The organism is Microbacterium sp. SS28 (assembly GCF_022761035.1).
In the GTDB taxonomy this organism is placed as follows: domain Bacteria; phylum Actinomycetota; class Actinomycetes; order Actinomycetales; family Microbacteriaceae; genus Microbacterium.
This window is the reverse complement of record NZ_JAKWJP010000002.1, coordinates 406236-430064: the sequence shown is the minus strand read 5'-3', so window position 1 is coordinate 430064 and position 23829 is coordinate 406236. Positions and strand designations below refer to the sequence as shown.

Annotated in this window: 22 protein-coding genes; 15 read left to right on the top strand and 7 right to left on the bottom strand. The window is 70.1% G+C overall.

Annotation, left to right across the window (positions count from 1 at the left end):
- The first annotated feature begins 52 nt into the window (after positions 1-52).
- From MJ607_RS07350 to era, 12 genes are all read left to right on the top strand, one after another.
- Positions 53-1216, top strand: a complete 1164-nt coding sequence (locus MJ607_RS07350) for a pyridoxal phosphate-dependent aminotransferase (RefSeq protein ID WP_243074915.1) — start codon at positions 53-55, stop codon at positions 1214-1216.
- A 23-nt stretch (positions 1217-1239) separates the two neighbouring features.
- The gene (gene lepA, locus MJ607_RS07345; protein WP_243074914.1) at positions 1240-3087 is read left to right on the top strand and encodes a translation elongation factor 4; all 1848 of its coding nucleotides are present in this window, start codon (positions 1240-1242) and stop codon (positions 3085-3087) included.
- A 10-nt stretch (positions 3088-3097) separates the two neighbouring features.
- Positions 3098-3748, top strand: a complete 651-nt coding sequence (locus MJ607_RS07340) for a DUF1990 family protein (RefSeq protein ID WP_243074913.1) — start codon at positions 3098-3100, stop codon at positions 3746-3748.
- The gene (gene hemW, locus MJ607_RS07335) at positions 3748-4965 is read left to right on the top strand and encodes a radical SAM family heme chaperone HemW (RefSeq protein WP_243074912.1); all 1218 of its coding nucleotides are present in this window, start codon (positions 3748-3750) and stop codon (positions 4963-4965) included. The genes MJ607_RS07340 and hemW overlap by 1 nt, the downstream gene beginning before the upstream one ends.
- A 94-nt stretch (positions 4966-5059) precedes the next feature.
- A complete protein-coding gene (gene hrcA, locus MJ607_RS07330) occupies positions 5060-6097 on the top strand; it encodes a heat-inducible transcriptional repressor HrcA (protein WP_243074911.1) in 1038 nt (345 codons plus the stop codon).
- A 47-nt stretch (positions 6098-6144) separates the two neighbouring features.
- Entirely contained in the window at positions 6145-7260 is a 1116-nt protein-coding gene (gene dnaJ / locus MJ607_RS07325; RefSeq protein ID WP_243074910.1) for a molecular chaperone DnaJ, read from the top strand.
- 3 nt (positions 7261-7263) lie between these two features.
- Positions 7264-8085, top strand: a complete 822-nt coding sequence (locus tag MJ607_RS07320) for a 16S rRNA (uracil(1498)-N(3))-methyltransferase (protein ID WP_243074909.1) — start codon at positions 7264-7266, stop codon at positions 8083-8085.
- A gap of 23 nt (positions 8086-8108) precedes the next feature.
- On the top strand, positions 8109-8456 hold the full coding sequence (locus MJ607_RS07315) for an HIT domain-containing protein (RefSeq protein ID WP_243074908.1): 348 nt from the start codon (positions 8109-8111) through the stop codon (positions 8454-8456).
- A 43-nt stretch (positions 8457-8499) separates the two neighbouring features.
- The gene (locus tag MJ607_RS07310) at positions 8500-9531 is read left to right on the top strand and encodes a PhoH family protein (protein ID WP_243075277.1); all 1032 of its coding nucleotides are present in this window, start codon (positions 8500-8502) and stop codon (positions 9529-9531) included.
- Positions 9528-9998 (top strand): rRNA maturation RNase YbeY, encoded by a 471-nt coding sequence (ybeY, locus tag MJ607_RS07305; protein WP_243074907.1) that lies wholly within the window; start codon positions 9528-9530, stop codon positions 9996-9998. Before MJ607_RS07310 ends, ybeY begins: the two co-directional genes overlap by 4 nt.
- The gene (locus MJ607_RS07300) at positions 9995-11404 is read left to right on the top strand and encodes a hemolysin family protein (protein ID WP_243074906.1); all 1410 of its coding nucleotides are present in this window, start codon (positions 9995-9997) and stop codon (positions 11402-11404) included. Before ybeY ends, MJ607_RS07300 begins: the two co-directional genes overlap by 4 nt.
- The gene (gene era / locus MJ607_RS07295; RefSeq protein ID WP_243074905.1) at positions 11397-12329 is read left to right on the top strand and encodes a GTPase Era; all 933 of its coding nucleotides are present in this window, start codon (positions 11397-11399) and stop codon (positions 12327-12329) included. Before MJ607_RS07300 ends, era begins: the two co-directional genes overlap by 8 nt.
- 70 nt (positions 12330-12399) lie before the next feature.
- Here era and MJ607_RS07290 read toward each other — a convergent pair whose 3' ends face one another.
- The 6 genes from MJ607_RS07290 to MJ607_RS07265 form a co-directional block, all read right to left on the bottom strand.
- Positions 12400-13104: an ASCH domain-containing protein gene (locus MJ607_RS07290; RefSeq protein WP_243074904.1), complete on the bottom strand. Its 705-nt coding sequence runs from the start codon at positions 13102-13104 to the stop codon at positions 12400-12402.
- Positions 13105-13222: 118 nt separating this feature from the next.
- Entirely contained in the window at positions 13223-13396 is a 174-nt protein-coding gene (locus MJ607_RS07285; RefSeq protein WP_243074903.1) for a hypothetical protein, read from the bottom strand.
- A gap of 116 nt (positions 13397-13512) precedes the next feature.
- Complete coding sequence (locus MJ607_RS07280; protein WP_243074902.1) at positions 13513-14853, bottom strand: hypothetical protein; 1341 nt, start codon at positions 14851-14853, stop codon at positions 13513-13515.
- A gap of 27 nt (positions 14854-14880) precedes the next feature.
- A complete protein-coding gene (locus MJ607_RS07275) occupies positions 14881-17142 on the bottom strand; it encodes a CHAT domain-containing protein (RefSeq protein WP_243074901.1) in 2262 nt (753 codons plus the stop codon).
- A gap of 87 nt (positions 17143-17229) precedes the next feature.
- Positions 17230-17844 (bottom strand): hypothetical protein, encoded by a 615-nt coding sequence (locus MJ607_RS07270; protein ID WP_243074900.1) that lies wholly within the window; start codon positions 17842-17844, stop codon positions 17230-17232.
- A 46-nt stretch (positions 17845-17890) separates the two neighbouring features.
- The gene (locus MJ607_RS07265; RefSeq protein ID WP_243074899.1) at positions 17891-19414 is read right to left on the bottom strand and encodes a S1C family serine protease; all 1524 of its coding nucleotides are present in this window, start codon (positions 19412-19414) and stop codon (positions 17891-17893) included.
- Between the two features lie 274 nt (positions 19415-19688).
- Here MJ607_RS07265 and leuA point away from each other — a divergent pair, with 274 nt between their 5' ends.
- Positions 19689-21449, top strand: coding sequence for a 2-isopropylmalate synthase (leuA, locus tag MJ607_RS07260; protein WP_243074898.1), 1761 nt, complete (start codon positions 19689-19691; stop codon positions 21447-21449).
- 1 nt (position 21450) lies between these two features.
- Here the strand turns inward: leuA and MJ607_RS07255 are convergent, their stop codons facing one another.
- Positions 21451-22155 carry a trimeric intracellular cation channel family protein gene (locus MJ607_RS07255; protein WP_243074897.1) on the bottom strand — a complete coding sequence of 235 codons (705 nt, stop codon included), beginning with the start codon at positions 22153-22155 and terminating at the stop codon, positions 21451-21453.
- A 36-nt stretch (positions 22156-22191) separates the two neighbouring features.
- Here MJ607_RS07255 and recO point away from each other — a divergent pair, with 36 nt between their 5' ends.
- Together recO and MJ607_RS07245 are read left to right on the top strand one after the other, a co-directional pair.
- Positions 22192-22935, top strand: a complete 744-nt coding sequence (recO, locus tag MJ607_RS07250) for a DNA repair protein RecO (protein ID WP_243074896.1) — start codon at positions 22192-22194, stop codon at positions 22933-22935.
- A complete protein-coding gene (locus MJ607_RS07245; protein WP_243074895.1) occupies positions 22932-23741 on the top strand; it encodes an isoprenyl transferase in 810 nt (269 codons plus the stop codon). Before recO ends, MJ607_RS07245 begins: the two co-directional genes overlap by 4 nt.
- The last annotated feature ends 88 nt before the right edge of the window (positions 23742-23829 follow it).

Genomic DNA, 23829 nt, shown 5'->3' with positions numbered 1-23829 from the left:
GAGCGGGCACGGCCCGCAGGGCGCGACGACGCGGCGCACGTAGGCTGACCGCATGCCTCGCCTCGCGGACCACATCCTCGGCATGCCCGGCTCGGGAGTGCGGCACATCCTCGAGCAGGCGCTGCGCCTCGACGACGCGATCATCCTCGCCGTCGGCGAGCCGGGCGAGCTCGCGACGCCTGCCATCCGCACGGCCGCGGCGCAGGCGTGGGAGCAGGGGCTCATCCGCTACGCGCCGAACGGCGGCATCCCGGCCCTTCGCGAGGCGATCGTCGACAAGCTCGCCGCCGTCAACGACGTGCACGTCGACGTCGAGCAGGTCTGGGTCACGGTCGGCGCGACCCAGGCGCTGCATCAGGCGATGTCGCTCACGCTCGCGCCCGGCGACGAGGTGCTCGTGCCCGATCCCGGGTATACGACGTTCACGATGAACGCGCACATGCTCTCGGCCGTCGCGGTGCCGTACACGCTCAGCCCCGCGAAGGGCTTCCAGCCCGACCTCGCGCAGCTCGAGGCGCTCGTGACCGACCGCACGCGGCTGCTCATCGTCAACTCGCCGTCCAATCCGCTCGGCTCGACGTTCGAGCCCGACACGATCCGCGACCTCCTCGCGTTCGCGGCTCGCCACGACCTGTGGGTGCTGAGCGACGAGTGCTACGAGGCGTTCACGTACGGCATTCCGCACGTGAGCCCCGCGTCGCTCGACGCCGACGATCGCGTGCTCTCGGTGTTCTCGACGTCCAAGACGTACGCCATGACGGGCGCCCGCGTCGGCTGGCTCGTGACGCCGAAGGGCTTCACGGCGACGATGCTGCGCGTGCAGGAGTCGGCGATCTCGTGCGTCGACATGCCCGCGCAGCATGCCGCGCTCGCCGCGATCTCGGGCCCGCAGGACGCCGTGCGCGACGCCGCCGTCCACTATCGCGACAACCTCGCCGCCGCGACGCGCCTCCTCGACGAGCGAGGCCTGACCTACCTCACCCCGACGGGTGCGTTCTACCTGTGGATCGACCTCTCGCACGCGACGGGAGGGGATGTCGCGGCCTGGGCCGAGCGCTTCCTGCACGAGCAGCGGGTGGCCGTGGCCCCCGGGAGTGCGTTCGGAGGGACGGGAGAGGGCTGGATCCGCGTGTGCTGCGCCGCGCGGCGGGACGATCTGCTCGAGGGCCTGCGCCGGCTCCCGGCCCCGGGGGTGCGGGGCGCGGGCGCCGTCTGACCCGCCGGTAGACTAGGGCGGATATGTCCCCGCGTGCCCTGAAGTCCCTCGAGCCGTCCCTCACGGCTCCCGAGGCGATCCGCAATTTCTGCATCATCGCCCACATCGACCACGGCAAGTCGACCCTCGCCGACCGCATGCTCCAGATCACGGGCGTCGTCTCCGACCGTGACATGCGCGCGCAGTACCTCGACCGCATGGACATCGAGCGCGAGCGCGGCATCACGATCAAGAGCCAGGCCGTCCGGATGCCGTGGGCGTCCGGCGGCCAGACCTTCGCGCTCAACATGATCGACACGCCCGGCCACGTCGACTTCACGTACGAGGTGTCGCGCAGTCTCGCCGCGTGCGAGGGCGCGATCCTCCTCGTCGACGCGGCCCAGGGCATCGAGGCCCAGACTCTCGCGAACCTCTACCTCGCGCTCGAGAACGATCTGCAGATCATCCCGGTGCTCAACAAGATCGATCTGCCCGCCGCCGACCCCGAGAAGTTCGCGCTCGAGCTCGCGAACCTCATCGGCGGCGACCCCGACGACGTGCTCCGCGTCAGCGGCAAGACGGGCCAGGGCGTCGAAGAGCTCCTCGACCGCCTCGTGCGCGACATCCCCGCCCCGAAGGGCGATGCGGACGCCCCGGCGCGCGCCGTCATCTTCGACTCCGTGTACGACGCCTACCGCGGCGTCGTGACGTACGTCCGCATGATCGACGGCAAGCTCGAGCCGCGCGAGCGCATCCAGATGATGTCGACGAAGGCGGCCCACGAGCTGCTCGAGATCGGCGTGTCGAGCCCCGAGCCGACCCCGTCCAAGGGTCTCGGCGTCGGCGAGGTCGGCTACCTCATCACGGGCGTGAAGGACGTGCGCCAGTCGAAGGTCGGCGACACGATCACGAACCTCCGCAAGCCTGCGTCCGAGCCGCTGCCGGGCTACACCGACCCCAAGCCGATGGTCTTCTCGGGCATCTACCCGATCGACGGCAGCGATTACCCCGACCTGCGCGACGCGCTCGACAAGCTCAAGCTCTCGGACGCCTCGCTGCAGTACGAGCCCGAGACCTCGGTCGCGCTCGGCTTCGGATTCCGCTGCGGGTTCCTCGGCCTCCTGCACCTCGAGATCATCACGGAGCGCCTCGCGCGCGAGTTCGACCTCGACCTCATCACGACGGCGCCGAGCGTCATCTACGAAGTGATGACGGATGCCGGCAAGCACATCACGGTGACCAACCCGAGCGAGTACCCGGACGGCAAGGTGGCCTCGGTCACCGAGCCCATGGTCAAGGCCGCGATCCTGCTGCCGAAGGACTACGTCGGCACCGTCATGGAGCTCTGCCAGGGCCGCCGCGGCACGCTGCTCGGCATGGAGTACTTCAGCGAGGAGCGCGTCGAGCTCCGCTACAACATGCCGCTCGGCGAGATCGTGTTCGACTTCTTCGACCAGCTCAAGAGCCGTACGCAGGGCTACGCGAGCCTCGACTACGAGCCGAGCGGACAGCAGGAGTCCGACCTCGTCAAGGTCGACATCCTCCTGCAGGGCGACAAGGTCGACGCGTTCAGCTCGATCGTGCACCGCGAGAAGGCCTACGCCTACGGCACGATGATGACCGAGCGCCTGCGCAAGCTCATTCCCCGCCAGCAGTTCGAAGTCCCCATCCAGGCTGCGATCGGCGCGCGCATCATCGCGCGCGAGTCGATCCGCGCGATGCGCAAGGACGTCCTGGCCAAGTGCTACGGCGGCGACATCACGCGCAAGCGCAAGCTTCTCGAGAAGCAGAAGGAGGGCAAGAAGCGCATGAAGATGGTCGGTCGCGTCGAGGTCCCCCAGGAGGCGTTCATCGCCGCGCTCTCAGGGGATGTCGAGGGCAAGCAGAAGTAGGCTGGAACCCATGCGCCGCGGGACGTTCAAGGACGAGACCGTCGACTACGCCGCCGTCGGGGCGACGCAGGCTCCGGACCTCATGCAGTATCCGCCGGAGCGCAGCATCCCGGCCGAGGAGTCATGGCGCGTCGGCAGCGGAGACGCGCGCTTCGAGACGGCGAGCGAGGCGCTCCTCTCGTGGGGCGCGCAGCGCGGTGCCGGCCTCGAGCTCAAGGACGTGCGTCCGGCGGCCGGGCCCATGTACTCGGGTGTGAGCTTCGACGCCGAGGGCAATCCCGTCGCGCCGAGCCGCAGCGAGACCGAGCAGCGCTTCGACTCCGACGGCACGCCGTACGTCGCGGCCGGCACGACGATCACGGTCGAGGGCCGCGTCAAGATGTACAACGTCGACGGCGAGCTGCGCGTCATCTTCGCGATCGAAGAGCCCCGCCGCGTCGGCTTCGCCCTCGGCACTGTGGACGGCTCGGTCGTGAGCGGCGAGGAGTCGTTCATGCTCGAGTGGCACGAGAACGACGAGGTGTGGTTCACCGTGCGCGCCTTCGACCGCCCCGTCTCGCTGCTCTACCGGATGCTTCCGACGCTCACGCGCCGTCGCCGTCGCGAGCTGTTCACGGGCTACCTCCGGGCGATCTCGCCCCTCTACACGACCCCCGCCTGATGGGTGCCGCGCTTCCGCTCGGCGAGCCGGCGCCGGCGGACGGAGCGCTTCCGCCGGATGCCGTGGCCGATCCCGCAACGCCGTTCGGCGTGTACCTGCACGTGCCGTTCTGCCGCGTCCGCTGCGGATACTGCGACTTCAACACCTATACGTCGGACGAGCTGCGCGGCGCCCGGCAGGACCAGTACGCCGACACGCTGCTGCGCGAGATCGACCTCGCGCGCGGCGTCCTCGCCGACGCAGGCCCGGTGCGCCCCGCGACGACCGTCTTCTTCGGCGGGGGCACCCCGACGCTCCTCCCGCCCGGCGACCTCGCGCGCATGCTCGACGGCGTGCGCACGACGTTCGGCATCGCCGACGGCGCCGAGGTCACTGTCGAGGCGAACCCCGACACGGTGACGGATGCCACGGCCCGCGAGCTCGCGGCATCCGGTGTCACGCGCCTGTCGATCGGCATGCAGTCCGCCGTCCCGCACGTCCTCGCGGCGCTCGACCGCACGCACGACCCCGCGAACGTCGCGAGCGCCGTCGCGGCGGCGCGCGGAGCGGGACTCGACGTGAGCCTCGACCTCATCTACGGCGCGCCGGGGGAGTCCCTCGACGACTGGCGCCGCTCGGTCGAGACGGCCGTCGGCCTCGGACCCGACCACGTCTCGGCCTACGCGCTCATCATCGAGGACGGCACGAAGCTCGCGCGGCAGATCCGCCGCGGCGAGGTCGTCGCGCCCGACGACGACCTGCAGGCCGATATGTACGAGCTCGCGGACGACCTGCTCGCGGCATCCGGCTACGACTGGTACGAAGTGTCGAACTGGGCGCGCCCCGGCGACCACCGCTCGCGGCACAACCTCGCCTACTGGCAGGGCCACGACTGGTGGGGCTTCGGTCCTGGTGCCCACAGCCACATCGCGGGCGTGCGGTTCTGGAACGTCAAGCACCCCGCCGCGTACGCCCAGCGCCTCGCAGCGGGCGAGTCGCCTGCGGCAGGACGGGAGCGACCGGATGCCGCGGCCCGCGCCCTCGAGGGCATCCTGCTGCGCACGCGCATACGTGAGGGCCTGCCCGTCTCGGAGCTCCTGGGGGAGGGGCGCCACGCCGTCGCCGCCCTCATCGCCGATGGTCTCGTCGAGGGTCCTGCGGCCCTGCACGGCCGCATCGTCCTGACGCGACGCGGCCGTCTGCTCGCCGACGCCGTCGTCCGCGCCCTCACCGACTGACGCGCCTCCGGGAGCACGCCACCGCGATCCGATAGAATTGGCACTCAAGTCAGGGGAGTGCCAACCTAGGCGGAGCGGGCGTGAGGAGGGCGTAATGGTCACCGATCGAGGACTTCAAGTGCTGCGGGCCATCGTGCAGGACTACGTCGACACGCACGAGCCGGTCGGCAGCAAGTCGATCGTCGAGCGCCACTCGTTCGGGGTCTCGGCCGCGACGATCCGCAACGACATGGCGCTCCTCGAAGACGAAGAGCTCATCGCGGCTCCGCACACGTCGTCGGGACGCGTGCCGACCGACAAGGGCTACCGCGTCTTCGTCGACCATCTCGCCGAGCTGAGGCCCCTCACTCCTGCCCAGCGCCACGCGATCACGTCCTTCCTCGACGGACCCGACGACCTCGACGACCTGCTCGTGCGCACGGTGCGCGGGCTCACGCAGCTCACGGGCCAAGTCGCGATCGTGCAGTATCCGTCTTTCGCGCGCGCGAGCGTCTCGCATGTCGAGCTCGTCCCGCTCGAAGGCGGGCGGCTCATCGTGATCCTCGTGACCGACACGGGGCGCGTGTCGCAGCGGCTCGTGTCGGCGCGCATCGAGCTCGACGAGGCGTCGATGACGCACGCGCGCCGGGTCGTGGCCGACCTCATCGTCGGACGCGCCGTGCGCGAGGGCGCGCAGCGCATCGACGAGTACCTCGCAGCCGCCCCGGACGCGCCCGGCATCGCCGCCGCGACTGTCGCGATCGTGCGCATCGTCGCGGAGGAGCTGGAGGAGTTCCGGCAGGACCGCCTCGTCATGGCGGGCGCCGCGAACCTCGCGCGGCGCGAATCCGACTTCCGGGGGAGCATCTACCCGCTCCTGGAGGCCATCGAGGAGCAGGTGACCCTCCTGCGCCTGATGAGCGAGATGGTCGCCGACGAGCACGGCCTCGCGACGAGCATCGGCCGCGAGAACGAGGCGTTCGGCCTGGCCGAGGCATCCGTTGTCGCGAGCGACTACGACGCGACGGGATCGCGCGCCCGCGTGGGGCTGCTCGGCCCGACGCGCATGGACTACCCGAGCAATCTCGCGGCGGTGCGGGCGGTCGCCCGCTACCTCAGCCGGATGCTCGACGACGACGAGAACGCCCGCTGACGGCGTGAAAGACACGTCCCGCGCACGGCGCGGGAGGGAAGGCGATTGTGGCTGACCATTACGAGGTCCTCGGTGTGTCGAGGGACGCGACGCTCGACGAGATCAAGAAGGCGTACCGACGGCTCGCGCGCGAGCTGCACCCGGACGTCAACCCCGGCGAGGAGGCGTCCGAGCGGTTCAAGCTCGTGACGCACGCCTACGACGTGCTGAGCGACACCGAGCAGCGGGCCCGCTACGACATGGGCGGCAGCGACTCGCCCTTCGGCGGCGGCGGCGGCAACTTCAGCGGGTTCGGCGACATCTTCGAGACATTCTTCGGCGCGGCGGGCGGCGGCGGACGAGCCGGCCGACCCCGGTCGCGTCGCGAGCGCGGCCAGGATGCGCTCGTGCGCGTGACGCTCGAGCTCAAAGACGTCGTCTTCGGCGCCCACCGCGACCTCGAGGTCGACACGGCGGTGCTCTGCGAGACGTGCACGGGCTCGTGCTGCCAGCCCGGCACCTCGCCCGTCACGTGCGAGATCTGCCACGGGTCGGGGCACGTGCAGCGCCAAGTGCGCAGCCTGCTCGGCAACGTCGTCACGAGCCAGCCGTGCAACGTCTGCCAGGGATACGGCACGACCATCCCGTACCCCTGCGCGACGTGCCAGGGCCAGGGTCGTGTGCGCGCCCGCCGGACCGTCGCGATCGACATCCCCGCCGGCGTCGAGACGGGCCTGCGCCTGCAGCTCCCCGGCTCGGGCGAGGTCGGTCCCGCCGGCGGCCCCAACGGCGATCTCTACATCGAGGTCTCCGTGCAGCCTCACGAGGTCTTCAGCCGCGACGGCGACGACCTGCTCGCGACGCTCGAGGTCTCGATGCCCGACGCGATCCTCGGCACGACCACGACGATCGAGTCGCTCGACGGCCCCGTCGACCTCGAGGTGCGCGCGGGGGTGCAGGCCGGCGACGTCCTCACGATCAAGGGCCGCGGCATCACGCCGCTGCGGGGCACGCAGCGCGGAGACCTCCGCGTCGGCGTGCACGTCGTGACGCCGACGCGCCTCGACCACAAGGAGCGGCAGCTCATCGAGGAGTTCGCGCGCAGGACGAAGGCCCCCGCGCCCCGCCTCTCCGAGTTCCACCAGGGTCTGTTCGCGAAGCTGCGCGACCGATTCCGGGGCTGACGGATGCCGCTGCACTTCCTGCTCGATGGGGCCGCGGGCGCCGTCGTCGACTCCGCGACCGTGTCGCGTCCTGACGGCTCGCTCCACGAGCAGGCCGCCGCGGCGCTCGTGTCGACCCCGGCCGACGCGCGCGCCGGCGACCGTCTCGTGCTGCGGGGGGCGGAGGCGCACCACGCCGCCGTCGTCCGGCGCGTGCGCATCGACGAGGAGGTGACCGTCGGCGACGGCCAGGGCGTGTGGCTCGACGGGATCGTGGAGCACGTGCAGCCGAAGGAGGTCGTCGTGCGCATCACGCGGCGCACCGACATCCCGCCCGCCTCTCCCCGGCTCGTGCTCGTGCAGGCGCTCGCGAAGGGCGACCGCGACGAGCTCGCCGTGCAGGCGGCGACCGAGCTCGGCGTCGACGAGATCGTGCCGTGGCAGGCGTCCCGCAGCGTCTCGCGCTGGGACGCGAAGGCCGAGAAGGGCCGGGCGCGCTGGGAGACGATCGCGCGCGAGGCCGGAAAGCAGGCCCACCGCGCGTGGCTGCCGACGGTGTCTGCGCTCGTCTCGACCGCCGACCTGATCCGCCGCGCCGGCGAGGCGCGTCTGCTCGTCCTCGAGCCGACCGCGGACGACCGTCTGACAGGGCTCGACTTCGAGGTATCGGACGACCGCGATCTCGTGCTGATCGTCGGTCCCGAGGGCGGCATCGCGCCCGACGAGCTCGAGCGCTTCGCGCAGGCCGGTGCGACGCGCGTGCGCCTCGGCGAGACGGTACTGCGCACCTCGACGGCGGGACCCGCGGCGATCGCGGTCGCGAGCGCGGGCCTCGGCCGCTGGTGAGGCCCCGCCGGTAGACTGGCGGAATGAGCGAAACCTCGATCTTCACGCGTATCTACGCGGGTGAGATCCCGTCCGAGATCATCGCGGAGACCGAGAACGCCTTCGCGATCCGCGACATCCATCCACAGGCGCCCGTGCACCTCCTCGTCATCCCCAAGACCGAGGAATACCGCAACGTCGTCGAGCTCGCGGCGGGCGACCCCGACCTGCTCGGCGAGCTCATCGGCCTCGCCAACACGCTCGCGGCCGAGCACGCCGACGGCGACTTCCGTCTCATCTTCAACACGGGCCCTCACGCCGGCCAGACCGTGTTCCATGTACACGCCCACGTCCTCGCCGGCGGACTCGAGGAGAAGACTCTCGGTGCCTGACGATACGCCCACGGTCGACCGCGTCTACGCCGACGGCGTCGCGATGGTGCAGCTCCTGGGACCGCAGGACAGGCTCCTGCGCGTCGTCGAGAAGGAGCATCCCGGCGTCGATGTCCACGTCCGCGGCAACGAGATCACGCTGACCGGCGAGGCGGCTGCCGTCGCCGCCGCGCGGTCGCTCGTCGACGAGCTGCTCGCCATGACGAAGGCGGGGCACGACCTCGCGCCCGTCGATGTCGCGTCGTCCAACCGCATCCTGCAGGCCGAAGGCGGCCCGCGCCCGTCCGAAGTGCTCGGCGAGGCGATCCTGTCGTCGCGGGGCAAGGTGATCCGTCCCAAGACCCTCGGCCAGAAGGCGTACGTCGACGCGATCGAGGAGCACACGATCGTCTTCGGGATCGGTCCCGCGGGCACCGGAAAGACGTACCTCGCGATGGCCAAGGCCGTGCAGGCGCTGCAGCGCAAAGAGGTCAGCCGCATCATCCTGACGCGACCGGCGGTCGAGGCGGGGGAGCGGCTCGGATTCCTGCCGGGCACGCTGAACGACAAGATCGACCCCTACCTGCGTCCGCTGTACGACGCGCTCAACGAGATGCTGGACCCCGAGCTCGTGCCCAAGCTGATGGCCTCGGGCACGATCGAGGTCGCGCCGCTCGCCTACATGCGCGGGCGCACGCTCAACGACTCCTTCGTCGTGCTCGACGAGGCCCAGAACACGACGCCCGAGCAGATGAAGATGTTCCTCACGCGACTCGGCTTCGGTACGCGCATGGTCGTGACGGGCGACATCACGCAGATCGACCTGCCGCAGGGCGCGTCGGGGCTGCGGCTCGTGACCCGGGTGCTGGACAGGATCGACGACATCCACTTCTCGTACCTCACGAGCGACGACGTCGTGCGCCACTCGCTCGTGGGCCGCATCGTCGACGCGTACACCGAGTACGACGAGCGTCGCCTCGCCGCCCGCCGGGAGCGCGACGAGGCTTCCGAGTTCGCCAACCGGGCCGAGCGCCGCTCGGCGGCCCCGCGCTCGTCGGGACCCCGTGACCACCTTCCCAAGCGAGGCCGCTCATGACGATCGAGATCAACAACGAGTCCGCCATCCCGATCGACGAGACGGTGCTGCTGCGCCTCACCGAGTACAACCTCGCCGAGCTCCACGTGAGCGCCGACGCCGACGTCGCGATCGTGCTCGTCGACGAGGGGGCCATGGAGGCCCTGCACGTGCAGTGGATGGACGAGCCCGGCCCCACCGACGTCCTGAGCTTCCCGATGGACGAGCTGCGCCCCGGCACCGATGACATGCCGACGCCCGCGGGCCTCCTCGGTGACATCGTGCTGTGCCCGCAGGTCGCCGAGACGCAGGCCGTCGCGGCCAAGCACTCGACGATGGACGAGCTCATCCTCCTGACGACGCACGGGCTCCTGCACCTGCTGGGCTTCGACCACGCAGAGCCCGAGGAGGAGCGCGAGATGTTCGGACTGCAGAAGGAGCTGATCGTCGGGTTCCAGCATTCCGAACGTCGACGAAGCCGCGCATGACGCCGTTCCTCCTGCTGCTCGCGGCGGTGCTGCTCGTCGCGTTCGGCGGTCTCATGGCCGCCCTCGACGCAGCCCTCGGCGTGACGTCGAGACAGGGACTCGCCGAACTCGCGATGGGCGGGCGCAGCGCCGACTCGCTGCGCCGCATCGCCGACGATCCCGAAGTGCACTCGAACGCCGTCGTGTTCATGCGCATCCTGGCCGAGACGACGGCCGCCGTGCTCGTCACCGTCTCGCTCATGCTCCTGTTCGACAGCATCTGGTGGGCGATGCTCGCGTCCGCCGTCATCATGACGGGCATCTCGTTCGTCCTCGTCGGGGCGAGCCCGCGCACGTGGGGCCGCCAGCACGCCAAGCGGCTCCTCGTCGCTGCCGCGCCCGTCGTCCGCGGTGTGCGGATCATCCTGGGCCCCCTCGCGCACGGGCTCGTCGCGCTCGGCAACCGCGTGACCCCGGGCGTCGCGCGCGGCGCGTCGTTCGCGTCCGAGGAGCAGCTGCTCGACATGGTCGACGAAGCCGCGTCGCAGGACCTCATCGAGGCGGACGACCGCGACCTCATCCACTCCGTCTTCGAGTTCACCGACACGATCGTGCGCGAGGTCATGGTTCCGCGCATCGACATGGTGACGGTGGATGCCGCTGCCTCGACCCGCGAGGCGATGGGAGTGTTCCTCGACAAGGGCGTCTCGCGCGTGCCGATCGTCGACGACGACGCGGATGACGTCGTCGGGATGCTGTACCTCAAGGATCTCGTGCAGTTCGGCTTCCGCGACGAGAGGGGATGGCGCGACGCGCCGGTCTCGCGCATCGCCCGACGGGCCGTCTTCGTCCCCGAGTCGATGAAGGCCGAGTCGCTCCTGCAGCAGATGAAGCGCGACGCCGTGCACGTGTGCCTCGTCGTGGACGAGTACGGCGGGGTCGCGGGGCTCGTCACTCTCGAGGACCTCATCGAGGAGCTCGTGGGCGAGATCGCCGACGAGTACGACCCCCGCGTCGAGGACGCCGTCGAGCTCGAGCCCGGCCGCTACAAGGTCAGCGCGCGCCTCGGCCTCGATGAGGTCGGCGACCTCTTCGGACTCGAACTGGACGATGAGGACGTCGACTCGATCGGCGGTCTGCTGGGCAAGGCGCTCGGGCGCATTCCGCAGCCGGGTGCCATGGCGGAGTTCGGTGGTCTCGTCATGACCGGAGGCGCCTCGCGCGGCCGCGGGCGCGGGCTCGCGACGATCTTCGTCGAGCGCGCCGAGTCGCTCGAAGCGGCCGAGGACGCCTTCGGCTCGCGCCCGCGCACGGGCGAAGTGCGCCATGCCCGCCCGCGGACCGAGCCCATCGTGATCGTGCCGGTGACCGGCGAGACGCCGGCCGCGGGGCAGAAGACCAAGTCGAAGAAGGAGCGAAATGGCTGAGGAATCGAGTTCCGCCCCCGAGGCGGCGGAGGTCGCTCAGGGGCGATCGGGCTTCGTGACATTCGTCGGGCGGCCGAACGTCGGCAAGTCGACCCTCACCAACGCCCTCGTCGGCGAAAAGGTGGCCATCACGAGCGACAAGCCGCAGACGACGCGTCGCGCGATCCGCGGCATCCTGAACCGCCCCGCAGGGCAGCTCGTGATCGTCGACACGCCGGGTCTGCACAAGCCCCGGACGCTGCTCGGAGAGCGACTGAACCATCTCGTCGAGCAGGTGCTCGGCGACGTCGACGTCATCGGCTTCTGCGTGCCTGCGACCGAGAAGGTCGGACCGGGAGACCGCCGCATCGCCGAGTCGCTGTCGGGCTACGGTCGCGCGAAGAAGGTCGCGATCGTCACGAAGACGGATGCCGCGTCCCGCGAGCAGATCACCGAGCGCCTGCTCGAGGTCGACAGCCTGCGCGAGGACTGGGCCGCCGTCATCCCGCTCTCGGCGCTCACGCGCGAGCAGCTCGACGTGCTCACGGACGAGCTGCTCGCCCTCATGCCGAAGGGGCCTCAGCTGTACCCGGACGGCGTCGTCACCGACGAGTCGACCGAGGACCGCATCGCCGAGATCATCCGTGAGGCCGCCCTCGACGGCGTGCGCGACGAGCTCCCGCACTCGATCGCCGTCACGATCGAAGACATCGCCGAGCGCGAGACCGGCTCCATGACCGACATCCACGCGAACATCGTCGTCGAGCGCGACAGCCAGAAGGCCATCATCATCGGCCACAAGGGTTCGAGGCTTCGGGATGTCGGCACCCGCGCCCGCGCGCAGATCGAGCCGCTCGTCGGCACGAAGGTGTTCCTCAAGCTCCACGTCCGCGTCGCGAAGGAATGGCAGCGCGACCCGAAGCAGCTCGGCCGCCTCGGGTTCTGACCCGCGGTCGAGGGTGCCGCTGAAGCACCTTGCGATCCGACCGCACGTCGGCGCGTTTCGCCCCGGCAGGTCAGTCGATCGAGAAGTCGACGACATCCACCCAGGCGGCCTCCGGCATCGCGGGATAGTGCCGGCGCAGGCCCGCGATGTATTCGTCGACGGACGTGTCCGCGCGGATTCGCAGCCGATCCGGGGTGAGCTCATCGAGTCGATATCGATGGACGCCCGTGATCTCCGCAGGCAGAGGAGCGCCGCCGTCGTCCTCGAAGTAGATGACGACGCGGCCCGTCGACCACGACTCGTCCCACCGCACCGATGACGTCTTGGTTCCGTTCTCGACCGAGTGGCGGTACCGCTTGTTCAGCCGGAAAAGGCGAACTGCATCGGCATCCGGAAAGACGTAGGCATCCGGCAGGAGCTTCGTGATCGGTCGCATGCGCGGGCCGTCCTCCGTGGGAACCGCCACAAGAAAGTCCGGGTGATGGTCGAGCATCACCTGTCGACATCGGCCGCAGGGCGGGATCAGCCCCCGTCCGCGGTCACCGGCGGCGGCGATGGCAACGAGCGGCCCGGCCCCGGCCGTTGCCGCAGCGCCGAGTGCGACGAGTTCTGCACACGGACCGCCGGTGAAGTGGAAGACGTTGACGGCGTGGTGCAGCCGCCCCCACGCGTCCAACGCGACGGCCGCGACTGTATGGTTCGGATCGTCGCCGAGCGTTCGTGCGAGCGCCTCCGCCTCTTCGATCACGCGCAGCTCCGAGGGGAGTGGTTCCATGCTCGCCAGTCTTCCAGGCGGCGCGCCCGTGGGGCTTCAGACTTCAGCAGACGCGTCGGCTGTGAGGCGTTCGCGGGTGACGTCGTGGATCTGCATCGGGACAGTCCCAGCAGCCCGGTCATCTGTTCATGTCCGCCGGCCGATGAGGTCCCCCGAGCTCCCCGATCAGCACCGTCGCGTCCGCCAGGTCGGTGTCGGACGCGCCCCGCATCGCACCACCCCCGACCGCCTCCGCGGCAAGCCCGCGAAGCTGCTCGACCGTGTCGCGGAGGGCGGCGATCGAGTGCTTCATAGCCCCCATTCTGCCCTGGGGTTCCGACATTGGAGCCTGGTTTTAGCCTGGTGAGGATTGGTTTCTCTGCCACATTCGCGCTTCGTCTCGCTCCGTTCGAGGCTCGATAGGGAGGGTCAGCGAGCCGACGCGCGCGCCGCGTTCCACGCGAGCCACGAGAGCTCGGCGTGCCCGATGTCGCTGTGCGCGCCCGAGGCGCCGTCGAGCTTCGCGATGACCTTGCTCGCGTCGATGTTGTACAGGGTCCCGGCCTCGAGCCCGGGGTCCTGCCGCGCGCCGGCAGCCAGCGCAGGAAGCTCGACCGATCCCGCGACGCCGTGTGCTCCGAACGATCCGATGCCGCCGTACTTCGGCGCCTCGTCGTCGCCCAGCAGATACTGGCCCGCGAGGCGCACCGCGAGGGGATAGAACTTGCCGACGGCGTAGTCCCACTTGGAGCGTGTGACGACGATCGGCCCCGACACGAACTCCGGTCGCACGACGTCGGCGAGGTAGCCACGGCCGCCGCCGAACTTCTCGGGCACCTCCTCGGCGAACGCCCACAGCGATACTGCCCCTTGCACGAGGAAGAGCGACGAGACGGGTCTCGCCGGAGGCTTCGGGCTTCCGTTCGCGCCCCGCACGGCACTCGAGACGACGATCGTGCCGAAGCTGTGGCCCATGAGGTGAACGCGCACGTCCGCCGTCCGAATGATCTTGCGGACGAGATCCGCGGCAGCGCCCTCGCCGAACTCGCGTGCGTGGTTCTTGCTGTTCCAGAACGTCAGCTGGCGCAGGGGAGTGAGCACGGCCTCCCGCAGCCGGCTGAACCATCCGTCGCCGAGCAATCCGTCATCCGCCTCCGTCGTGAGCGACTCGGCGAACACGGCATCGGGATCCCAGCCGCCGCCGAGCAGGCCCCCGTCGTCTGCCGACGCGCCGAGCCGGGCGACGAGTGTGCGGTAGGCCTCGGCAACCCCCGCAGGCAGCTCATCCGCGTCGGAGGCCTCCTGGTCGACGGGGACGGATGCCGCATACGCGAGCACCTCCCGCAGAGCCTCCCTCGTCGCGGGGTCGTCTCCGAGCTGCGCCGCGAACTCCTCGACGGCCTCGTCGACCGTGACGCCGTCGCCGGTCGGCTCGTCTCCGAGCAGGCCGGATGGAGCATCCTTCAGCTCCCGATCGCTCCAGGCCTTGCTCGGCCAGTGCAGACCGATGACGACGGGACTGACGCCGTCGGCGTCTGCATCGGGATCGGCCGCGCCGATCCAGTGGTCGTACTGCGAGATGGCGTCGGCATGGTCGCCTTGCCACCCGTGGCTCAGCACGAAGACGTCGGTCACTCCCGGAGCGGCGATCGCGGCGAGCGCCGCTTCGCTCGCGACTCCGCCGTCCTCGTCGCGCTGCTCGCGACCCTTCCGGTCGTAGCTGATGAGGTGATACGACTGCGAACGACCGGGTATGCGCCGAAGAGACATGAACGCTCCGTTTCTCGTGAACGCTTTCTAGGGACTGACGGATGCCGCGAGCGCGGGATCCACGCGCGTGTCGGTGTCGCAGTGCACGCCGTAGAGCAGCCCGAGCGGATTGCCGTGCTTCTCGAGGAACTCCCGGCGGATTCCGAGGACGGCGGCGCCGAGCGGCTCGCCGCTGAAGAACCGGTCGAAGAACGCGATGGCCCATTCGCTCGCGAAGCGGCCCGGCGTCTTGCACTCGGTGCCCACGACTCCGCGCGCGCCCTTCGCGAGGAAGTACGGCACGAAGCCGTCGTAGAAGTTGGGCGACAGATCGCCCGACTCGCACGCGTTCACGACGATGAGCGGATGCGCCGGCAGCTGGTCCTCGATGGGGGCGTACACCGCCAGCTGGCCGAGCGAGATCCGCTCGTCGCCCGAGAGGACGAGGTACGAGTCATCCGAGTCCTTGTCCGAGGCGACGGCGTGACAGTAGAGGTAGAGCACCTTGTCGGTCGCCCCCGTCGCGAGGGCGCCCGTCACGAGGTCGTCGACCTTGGTGCCGACGCCGAGAGCAACACCGCGCGCGTTCCAGTACGCGCGCTGCGCCGCAACGGGATGCGAGGGCATCTGCGCGTCGATGCCGTCGTTGAAGAGCACCCGCACGCTCAAGTCGGGCGTCGATGCGATCGTCGTGACGGGCGGCATCGCCGAGATCTCGCGCATCGGGATCTGCTCGACCACGTGGCGCATGCCGATGAAGTCGTGCCAGTCGAGTGCCGTGTTCGAGAAGCGGTCCGTGAGGTACATGAGCGCCCACGGCACGGGGAACCCGCGCGAGACGACCTGCAGCGTCGCAACGTCGTCTGCCAGACTCTCGCGCAGCCAACGGCCGACGCGCTTGAGCTCCTCCGAGGCGAACGGCCCCGCGAAGATCGCCTGGTAGAGCCGGAAGCCCGCGAAGGCGAGCTCCTTGAGCGCCGCGGCCCCGAGGTCGGGCGGGATGTCGAGTTCGAGCGCGAACGTCGGATCCTTGACGGTCTTCAGCAGGGCCTCGCGGACGTCGCCGATGCGGGCCGCGAGCTCGTCCTGCGTGAGCTGCACGAACACTTGCTGATCAGTGACGCCTTTGACGAAGAGCTCGTATCCGCCTGTCGCCGGCATGAACTGCATCGACGCGGTGCGCGGCTCCATGGCGACGGCGGCGCCCGCCGGCCTGCCGAAGCTCTTGGTCTCGACGCCGGCGGACGAGCCGACGTCGAATGAGAGCTCGAGTCGCTGCAGGAAGTTGCCCTGCACGTCCACGAGGATGCTCAGGGTCGACGCCCCGCCGTGCAGCGGTGTCACGGGGAAGAGCGCACGGCCCTTGGACGCGCCGTCGCGTCCGACGCGCAGCTGCTGCGGGAACGGCGGAACCGTGAAGTCCGTGCTCACGAGCTGCACAGTGACATCGACGGCGCTCTGCCCGGTGGCGAACGCGATCGCGGTCGGCGCTGCGCCGGCGGCCGCCTCGCTCTTCTCACCGAAGAACACGGCGAGCACGTATTCCGTCGCGACGCTCAGCACGTCGTCGTCGCCCTGCACCTCGGCGTTGAGCCAGGTCTGGACTGTCTCGGCCGCGGGTTCGCCACCTGAGCCCCCGCCCCCCGAGCCGCCTCCGCCGTTCGCGGTCGCGCCGCCCGGAGCACCATCGCCCCCTGCGATGAGGGGCGGCTCCATCGTCGACTCGTCCGCGGCAGGCGGCACCATGCTCGGCGTCTCCGGCGACCACTCCTCGGTCGCCCCGCCGCCGAGGAGTCCGTCATCCGGCGGCCCCGCCTCGACGGCCTCATCGACCATCCCGGCCTCCGCGGGTGCCTCCGGCATCTCCGCCATCGGCGGCTCGGCCTCCGCTGCGTAGTCGGGCATCTCCGCCGCCGGCGACTCGACACCGGCCTCCGCCGGAGCCTCGGCCTCCATCGCCTCCTCGGGCGGGCCCGCGTGCAGGACGCGTCCCCCGAGCGCCTCGGACACTTCGCCGATGGCCCGGTCGATCTCCTCGTCCTCGCCCGCGCCGAAGCCCAGCCGTCCCGCCTCGACGTCGGCGCGGTACCGCGCGTCGAGCTCGGAGTCCTCATCCAGCGCGGCGGCCACGGCGAGCGCGCGCTCGGTCAGCGTCTGCGCGTTCTGCCAGTCCGGCCGCGCCACGACGGCGTCGTACAGCGCGACGACCGACGCGGGGAAGAACTCCACGACGTAGGCGCGGCCTCTCGGCTGCGTGAAGGAGTTCGCGAGGACGACCGCCTCGAACGCGCGCTCTTCGCTGGCACTCATCGTCGCCCCGCAATGCGTCCCGGTCGGCGCCGGAGAGGGCGCCCGTCGCTCACACTAGACCCGCGTGAGCACCGTGCACCAGACGCGCTACGAGACCTCGCGCAGGGCCGAGCGGACCACGACGGCGTCCTCACCGAACTCGGCATCGGCGGCATCCTGAAGCGTGCCGTCGTCCCAGACGACGTCGATCCACAGGTAGCCGTTCTCGATCGACGACGACAGGTACTGCGTGCCCAGCCGATCGGGCAGCTCGTCCTGCAGAGCGACGAGCGTCGCCTCGTCGCCCTCGCCTGCTTCGCCGCCCGTGGGGTCGGGGAAGGGCATCGGGTCGTAGAGCGCGAGCATGATCGGGGGAGCCGTCACGGCGAACACCTCACCGTCGTACGTGCCCTGCACGGCGTAGGCGCCCCACTGCACGTCGTCCGAGGTCTCGCTGCCCTCGACGCCGTCCCACGACCAGCCCTCGAGCGGGATGCCCGAGCACTGCGGCGGATACGACTCCGCGACCGGCCCGAGGCACAGCTCGGCCTCGCCGCCGACATCCATGACGGTGCCCTGCCCGACGACCTCGCCCGACGGCGCGGCGGGGTAGGCGTCGCCCAACGGCACGCCGCCCGTGCCGGACGCAGTCGCGCACCCGGCGAGGACGAGGACGGATGCCGCTCCCGCGGCCGCGGCGAATGCGCGACGAACTCGGTTCATACCCTTCAGGTGTCTCGCCGCCCGCGTTCGTCTCACCCGGCTCGGATCAGAAGTCCGCGTAGAAGGTCGAGATGATCTCGGTCAGCGCATCCGTCTTCTCGTAGTCGGAGTTGAGCTGAAGCAGCAGCACGACGTTGTTGCCGCCCGCGTCGATCGCCGACAGCACGATTCCCGAGGTTCCCGAGCAGTCCCACTCGGAGTAGACGCCGGTGTAATAGCCGTCGTCGTACGACTCGGCCGTCTCGACCGGACTGCACTCCGAGTCGTAGGTGCCCGAGAGGGAGGTGAGCAGATCCGCCGCGGACTGGCCCGCTTCGGTCGATCCCATGAACTGCACGCCGGAGCCCGTGAAGGTCCCCCAGAACGACTCGAGCACGGGGGCGGCCGAGAGCGCGTACCACGACGTGCCCGACCCGTCGGTGAAGCCGGCTCCGTCCACCTCGGCCCAATCGGCCGGCACCGAGACGCTCAGCACGCCCGCGTCATCCGTCACGCTCTGGAAGCCGCCGTCGTCGGGAACCGACCCTCCGAGGTAGCCGGACTGCTTCACGGCGAGCTCATCGCCGTTGATCTGGCCTTCGAGCAGCTCGTCGGTCCCGGGGCGGTAGACCTCGATGTCGATCGTCGCGTCGCTGCCCTGCGTGTCGAGCACCTCGCAGTACGTGCCCAGCGTTCCGTCGTCGCCGACCGTGACGCCGGCGAGCGAGAAGATGAGGTCTCCGGGCTCTATGCCCGCGGCATCCGCCGGCCCTCCGGCTTCGACCGACTGCACCCAGATGCCGAACAGCGAGTCGTCCTCGTTCGACCAGCCCTGCGCGTTGATGCCGATCGAGAGCACCCGCTCGCCCGACGCGATGGCGTCGATGTTCTCTTCTGCGACATCCCGGTGGATCGCGAAGTTGTAGTCGAGCGAGTCGTCTCCCGCATAGTTGACGCCGACGACGGCGCCGTTCTCGTCGACGAGCGGTCCGCCCGAGTTGCCGCCGCGGATGCGCGCGTCGTGCTCGATGACGTGCTCGAGTGAGGCCCACTGCGTGTCGAGCGGGAAGTCGTCCTTGGACACGATGCCCCGCGTCAGGGTGAACTCCTCCGCCGCGCCGAGCGGGTAGCCCGCCGAGTAGACGTCGAGGCCCGTCTTGATCTCGCCGTCGTGCCACGCGAGGAACGGGTACTCGCCCTCGTCGAGCTGCAAGACGGCGAGGTCGAGGCATTCCGAGGCGCCGAGCACTTCGGCGCCCACTTCGTCCTCGCCCCCGAGCAGCACGTCGAGGGTGCCGGCTCCCGTCACGACGTGGTTGTTCGTGATGACGCGTCCTTCGTCGCTCACGACGAAGCCCGAGCCGATCCAGCGGCCCTCGGCGGGATCGAGCGAGCCGGGGTCGATGAAGGTGCCCTGCCCCTTGATGTAGACGGTCGCCGACTGAAGGTCGTCGAAGCCGGCGGGATCAGGCCCGCTCTCGGGCTCTTCGCCTGCTGCTCCGCATCCGGAGAGCAGGAGGGCCGCTGCGGCGCCCACGGCAAGGGCGACCGGGAAGCGGCGGGAACGATCGGACGAACGGCGGTACACCATGGCTGCCCCCCGGCGGCGTCTGCGTCGACGCGGCGCGCATTCCCCCGAACGGGCGCCACAGGCCCGGCACGACGAGCCTGGGCACATCATGGCACGCGCGGCCGCGCGTGTCTCGTCATTTCGCGACGCCCATCGCGCGGGTGTACCCTGACTCCATGCGCGCAGGCTTGCTTCTCCTCCTTAGCCGCCGCGGCGAGTCCTCGTTCTAGGGCCTTCCTCGTCGCGGAGCTTGTGGTTGGCCCGCATCACCTCAGACGAGAGAAGCGACTCCATCATGGACAACACCCAGAAGACCTCCGGGATGCCGATCCACAAGTATCGGCCGTACCACGAGCAGTTCGGCGTCGAACTGCCCGACCGCACGTGGCCTGCGAACCGCATCACGAAGGCGCCGCGCTGGTGCGCCGTCGACCTCCGCGACGGCAACCAGGCGCTCATCGATCCGATGAGCCCCGAGCGCAAGCGCATCATGTTCGACCTGCTGGTCGGCATGGGCTACAAGGAGATCGAGGTCGGGTTCCCGAGCGCGAGCCAGACCGACTTCGACTTCGTGCGCCAGCTCATCGAAGAGAACCTGATCCCGGATGACGTCACGATCCAGGTGCTGACGCAGGCGCGTGAGCACCTCATCGAGCGGACGTACGAGTCGATCGCCGGCGCCAAGCAGGCGATCGTGCACCTCTACAACTCGACGAGCATCCTGCAGCGCGACGTCGTGTTCCGCACCGACCGCCAGGGCATCATCGACATCGCCCTCGAGGGCGCGCGCCTGTGCCGCGAGTTCGAGAAGCGCATCCCCGAGACCAAGGTCTTCTACGAGTACTCGCCCGAGAGCTACACGGGCACCGAGCTCGAGTTCGCCGTCGACATCTGCAACCAGGTCATCGAGATCTTCGAGCCGACGCCCGAGCGCAAGGTCATCATCAACCTGCCCGCGACGGTCGAGATGGCGACGCCCAACGTCTACGCCGACTCGATCGAGTGGATGAGCCGCCGTCTCGCGCACCGCGAGAACGTCATCCTCTCACTGCACCCGCACAACGACCGCGGCACGGCCGTCGCCGCCGCCGAGCTCGGCTACATGGCCGGCGCCGACCGCATCGAAGGCTGCCTCTTCGGCAACGGCGAGCGCACCGGCAACGTCGACCTCGTCGCGCTGGGCATCAACCTGCTGACGCAGGGGATCGACCCGCAGATCGACTTCAGCGACATCGACCAGGTCAAGCGCACGGCCGAGTACTGCAACCAGCTGCCCGTCCACGAGCGCAGCCCCTGGGCCGGCGACCTCGTCTTCACGGCCTTCAGCGGCTCCCACCAGGACGCCATCAAGAAGGGCTTCGAGGCCATGGAGGCGCGCGCCGCGGCCGAGGGCGTCTCGGTCGACGAGATCGAGTGGGCCGTGCCGTACCTGCCGATCGACCCGAAGGACCTGGGTCGCTCGTACGAGGCGGTCATCCGCGTCAACTCGCAGTCCGGCAAGGGCGGCGTCGCCTACCTGCTCAAGACCGACCACGCGCTGGACCTCCCGCGCAAGCTCCAGATCGAGTTCTCGGGCGTCGTGCAGACCAAGACCGACGCCGAGGGCGGCGAGGTCACGAGCGAGCAGATCTGGGCGATCTTCCAGGACGAGTACCTGCCCACCGCGATCGACGACGCGCGCTGGGGCCGCTTCGAGCTGCTCTCGACGCGCACGCAGAGCGACCTGTCGGGTGACGTGCTGCTCGAGATCACGCTGCGCGACGGCGAGGACCGGGTGCAGGCATCCGGTCACGGCAACGGGCCCGTCGCGGCGTTCCTCGAGGTCGTCCGCGCGCACGGCTTCGACGTGACCCTCTACGACTACGTCGAGCACGCCCTCAGTGCGGGAGGCGACGCGCAGGCCGCGTCGTACGTCGAGCTGCAGGTCGACGGCGAGCGCCTGTGGGGCGTCGGAATCGACGGAGACATCTCGACGGCGTCGCTCAAGGCGATCGTCTCGGGCGTCAACCGTGCGATCCGCACGCGCCGGCGCACGGAGGCCCTCGCGGGCGTCTGACTCACGCCACGCTGTCGCCGCGCGGTCGGATGATCGGCACGGCGGAGGTCTCCACCGCGACCTTCCGTCGATACAGCATGCGCTGCTCGGGGAGTGACAGATCGAAGATCACGGCCAGAAGCCGGATCACGAAGGTCACGACGATCCCCACGGCAGCCGCCGCCACGAGCGGCGCGCCGAGCGCATCCGCCACCGCCAGCACGAGACATCCGGCCGCCGCGGCGACAGCGTACAACGAGCCCACGTGCATGATCGCGACGGGCAGCCCCATGATGATGTCGCGGAGGATGCCGCCGCCGACCGCGGAGCACACCCCGATGAAGACCGCCGGCACGAGCGGCAGCCCGAGGGCCAGCGCCTTGCTCGTGCCGAAGGCGCCGAACAGGCCGATCACGATGGCGTCGAGCCCGACGATGACGCGGTTGGCGCGCTGGAAGAGGTTGGCCAGCAGCATTCCGATCAGCGCCGCGAGCGTCGCCGTCAGCAGGTACCAGTTGCTCTGGAGCGTCACCAGTGGGACGTCCAGGAGCAGGTCGCGGATGAGACCGCCACCCATCCCCATGACGACGCCGATGATCGCGACGCCCAGCAGGTCGAGGCGGCGCTCGCCCTGGAATCCGGAGGCGAACAGCGCGCCCTGCACGCCGCCGAGTCCGACGGCGATGAGATCGGCCCACAGCGGGATGACGAAGAGCGGCTCGTTCACACGTCCATTGTGGGGGCACCCCGGGATAATTGATCCGTGCCCACTTATCGCGACGAGGTCGTGGTCCTGCGCACCCACAAGCTGGGTGAGGCCGACAGGATCGTGACGATGCTGAGCCGGCGCCACGGCAAGCTCCGCGCTGTGGCGAAGGGCGTGCGCCGCACGTCGTCGCGCTTCGGGTCGAGGCTCGAGCCGTTCATGGTCGCCGACGTCCTCCTGTACCAGGGCCGCTCGCTCGACATCGTGCAGCAGGCGGAGTCGCTCGGCACCTACGGCGCCGACATCGCCGTGCACTACGACCGCTATACCTCGGCGAGCGCGATGGTCGAGGCCGCCGATCGCCTCAACGAGGCCGAGGCGACGCCGCAGCAGTACCTCCTGCTCGTCGGCGGGCTGCGTGCACTCGCGAAGGGCGAGCACGCGTCGCGCAGCATCCTGGACTCCTATCTGCTGCGTGCCATGGCGCTGTCCGGCTGGGCGCCGGGGCTCGACGACTGCGCCCGCTGCGGTGCGCCCGGTCCGCACGAGACGTTCGTCGCGCAGCTGGGCGGCATGATCTGCCGCGACTGCGCGCCCGCCGGCTCCGCCCGCGTCGCCCCCGAGGCCGCGGTGCTGCTGCAGTCGCTCATGGCCGGTGAGTGGGATGCCGTCGACGCGGCATCTCCCCGAGACACGGCCTCGGTGTCGGGGCTCATCGCCGCGTACGCGCAGTGGCACCTCGAGCGCGGCATCCGTTCTCTTTCGCACGTCGAATCCTCGCCCTGGGAGGCCGCCCGGTGACCCCGAAGCCCTACACGCACCGCGACGCCGTGCCGTACCGCCCCGTCGACTGGACGGGGGTCTACCCGCCGGCGTTCCCGAAGGGCTCGGTGCCGCAGCACGTCGCGATCGTGATGGACGGCAACGGCCGCTGGGCCAATCGTCGCGGACTCACCCGCGTCGAGGGGCACAAGGCGGGCGAGGCGGCGCTGCTCGACGTCGTCGCGGGCGCGATCCAGGCGGGCGTCAAACACGTCTCGGTCTACGCCTTCTCGACCGAGAACTGGTCGCGCTCGCCCGACGAGGTGCGCTTCCTCATGGGCTTCAACCGCGACGTCCTGCACCGTCGCCGCGACCAGCTCAACGAGTGGGGCGTGCGGGTGCGGTGGGCGGGGCGCAAGCCGCGCCTGTGGGGCTCGGTCATCAAGGAGCTGCAGTACGCCGAGCAGCTCACGGCGGGCAACGACGTGCTGACCCTCACGATGTGCGTCAACTACGGCGGCCGGGTCGAGCTCGTCGACGCCGTGCGCTCGATCGCCGACGACGTCGCGGCGGGGCGCCTGCGCGCGAGCGCCGTCTCCGAGAAGCTCATCCAGCGCCGCCTGTACATCCCCGAGATGCCCGACGTCGACCTGTTCGTGCGTTCGAGCGGCGAGCAGCGGACGTCGAACTTCCTGCTGTGGGAGTCCGCATATGCCGAGTTCGTCTTCCTCGACACGCTCTGGCCGGACTTCGGTCGCGCCGATCTGTGGCGGGCGATCGAGCTGTACGTCGCGCGTGATCGCCGGTTCGGCGGCGCGGTCGACCAGCCGGACGCCGCGCGGTAGCGAACGTTCATCGGCGGGACATTGACAGTCCCCGCCGCGAGCCGATAGACCCGGGGGAGTACTCGCCGCCGCTCCCTCGCCTGGGCTC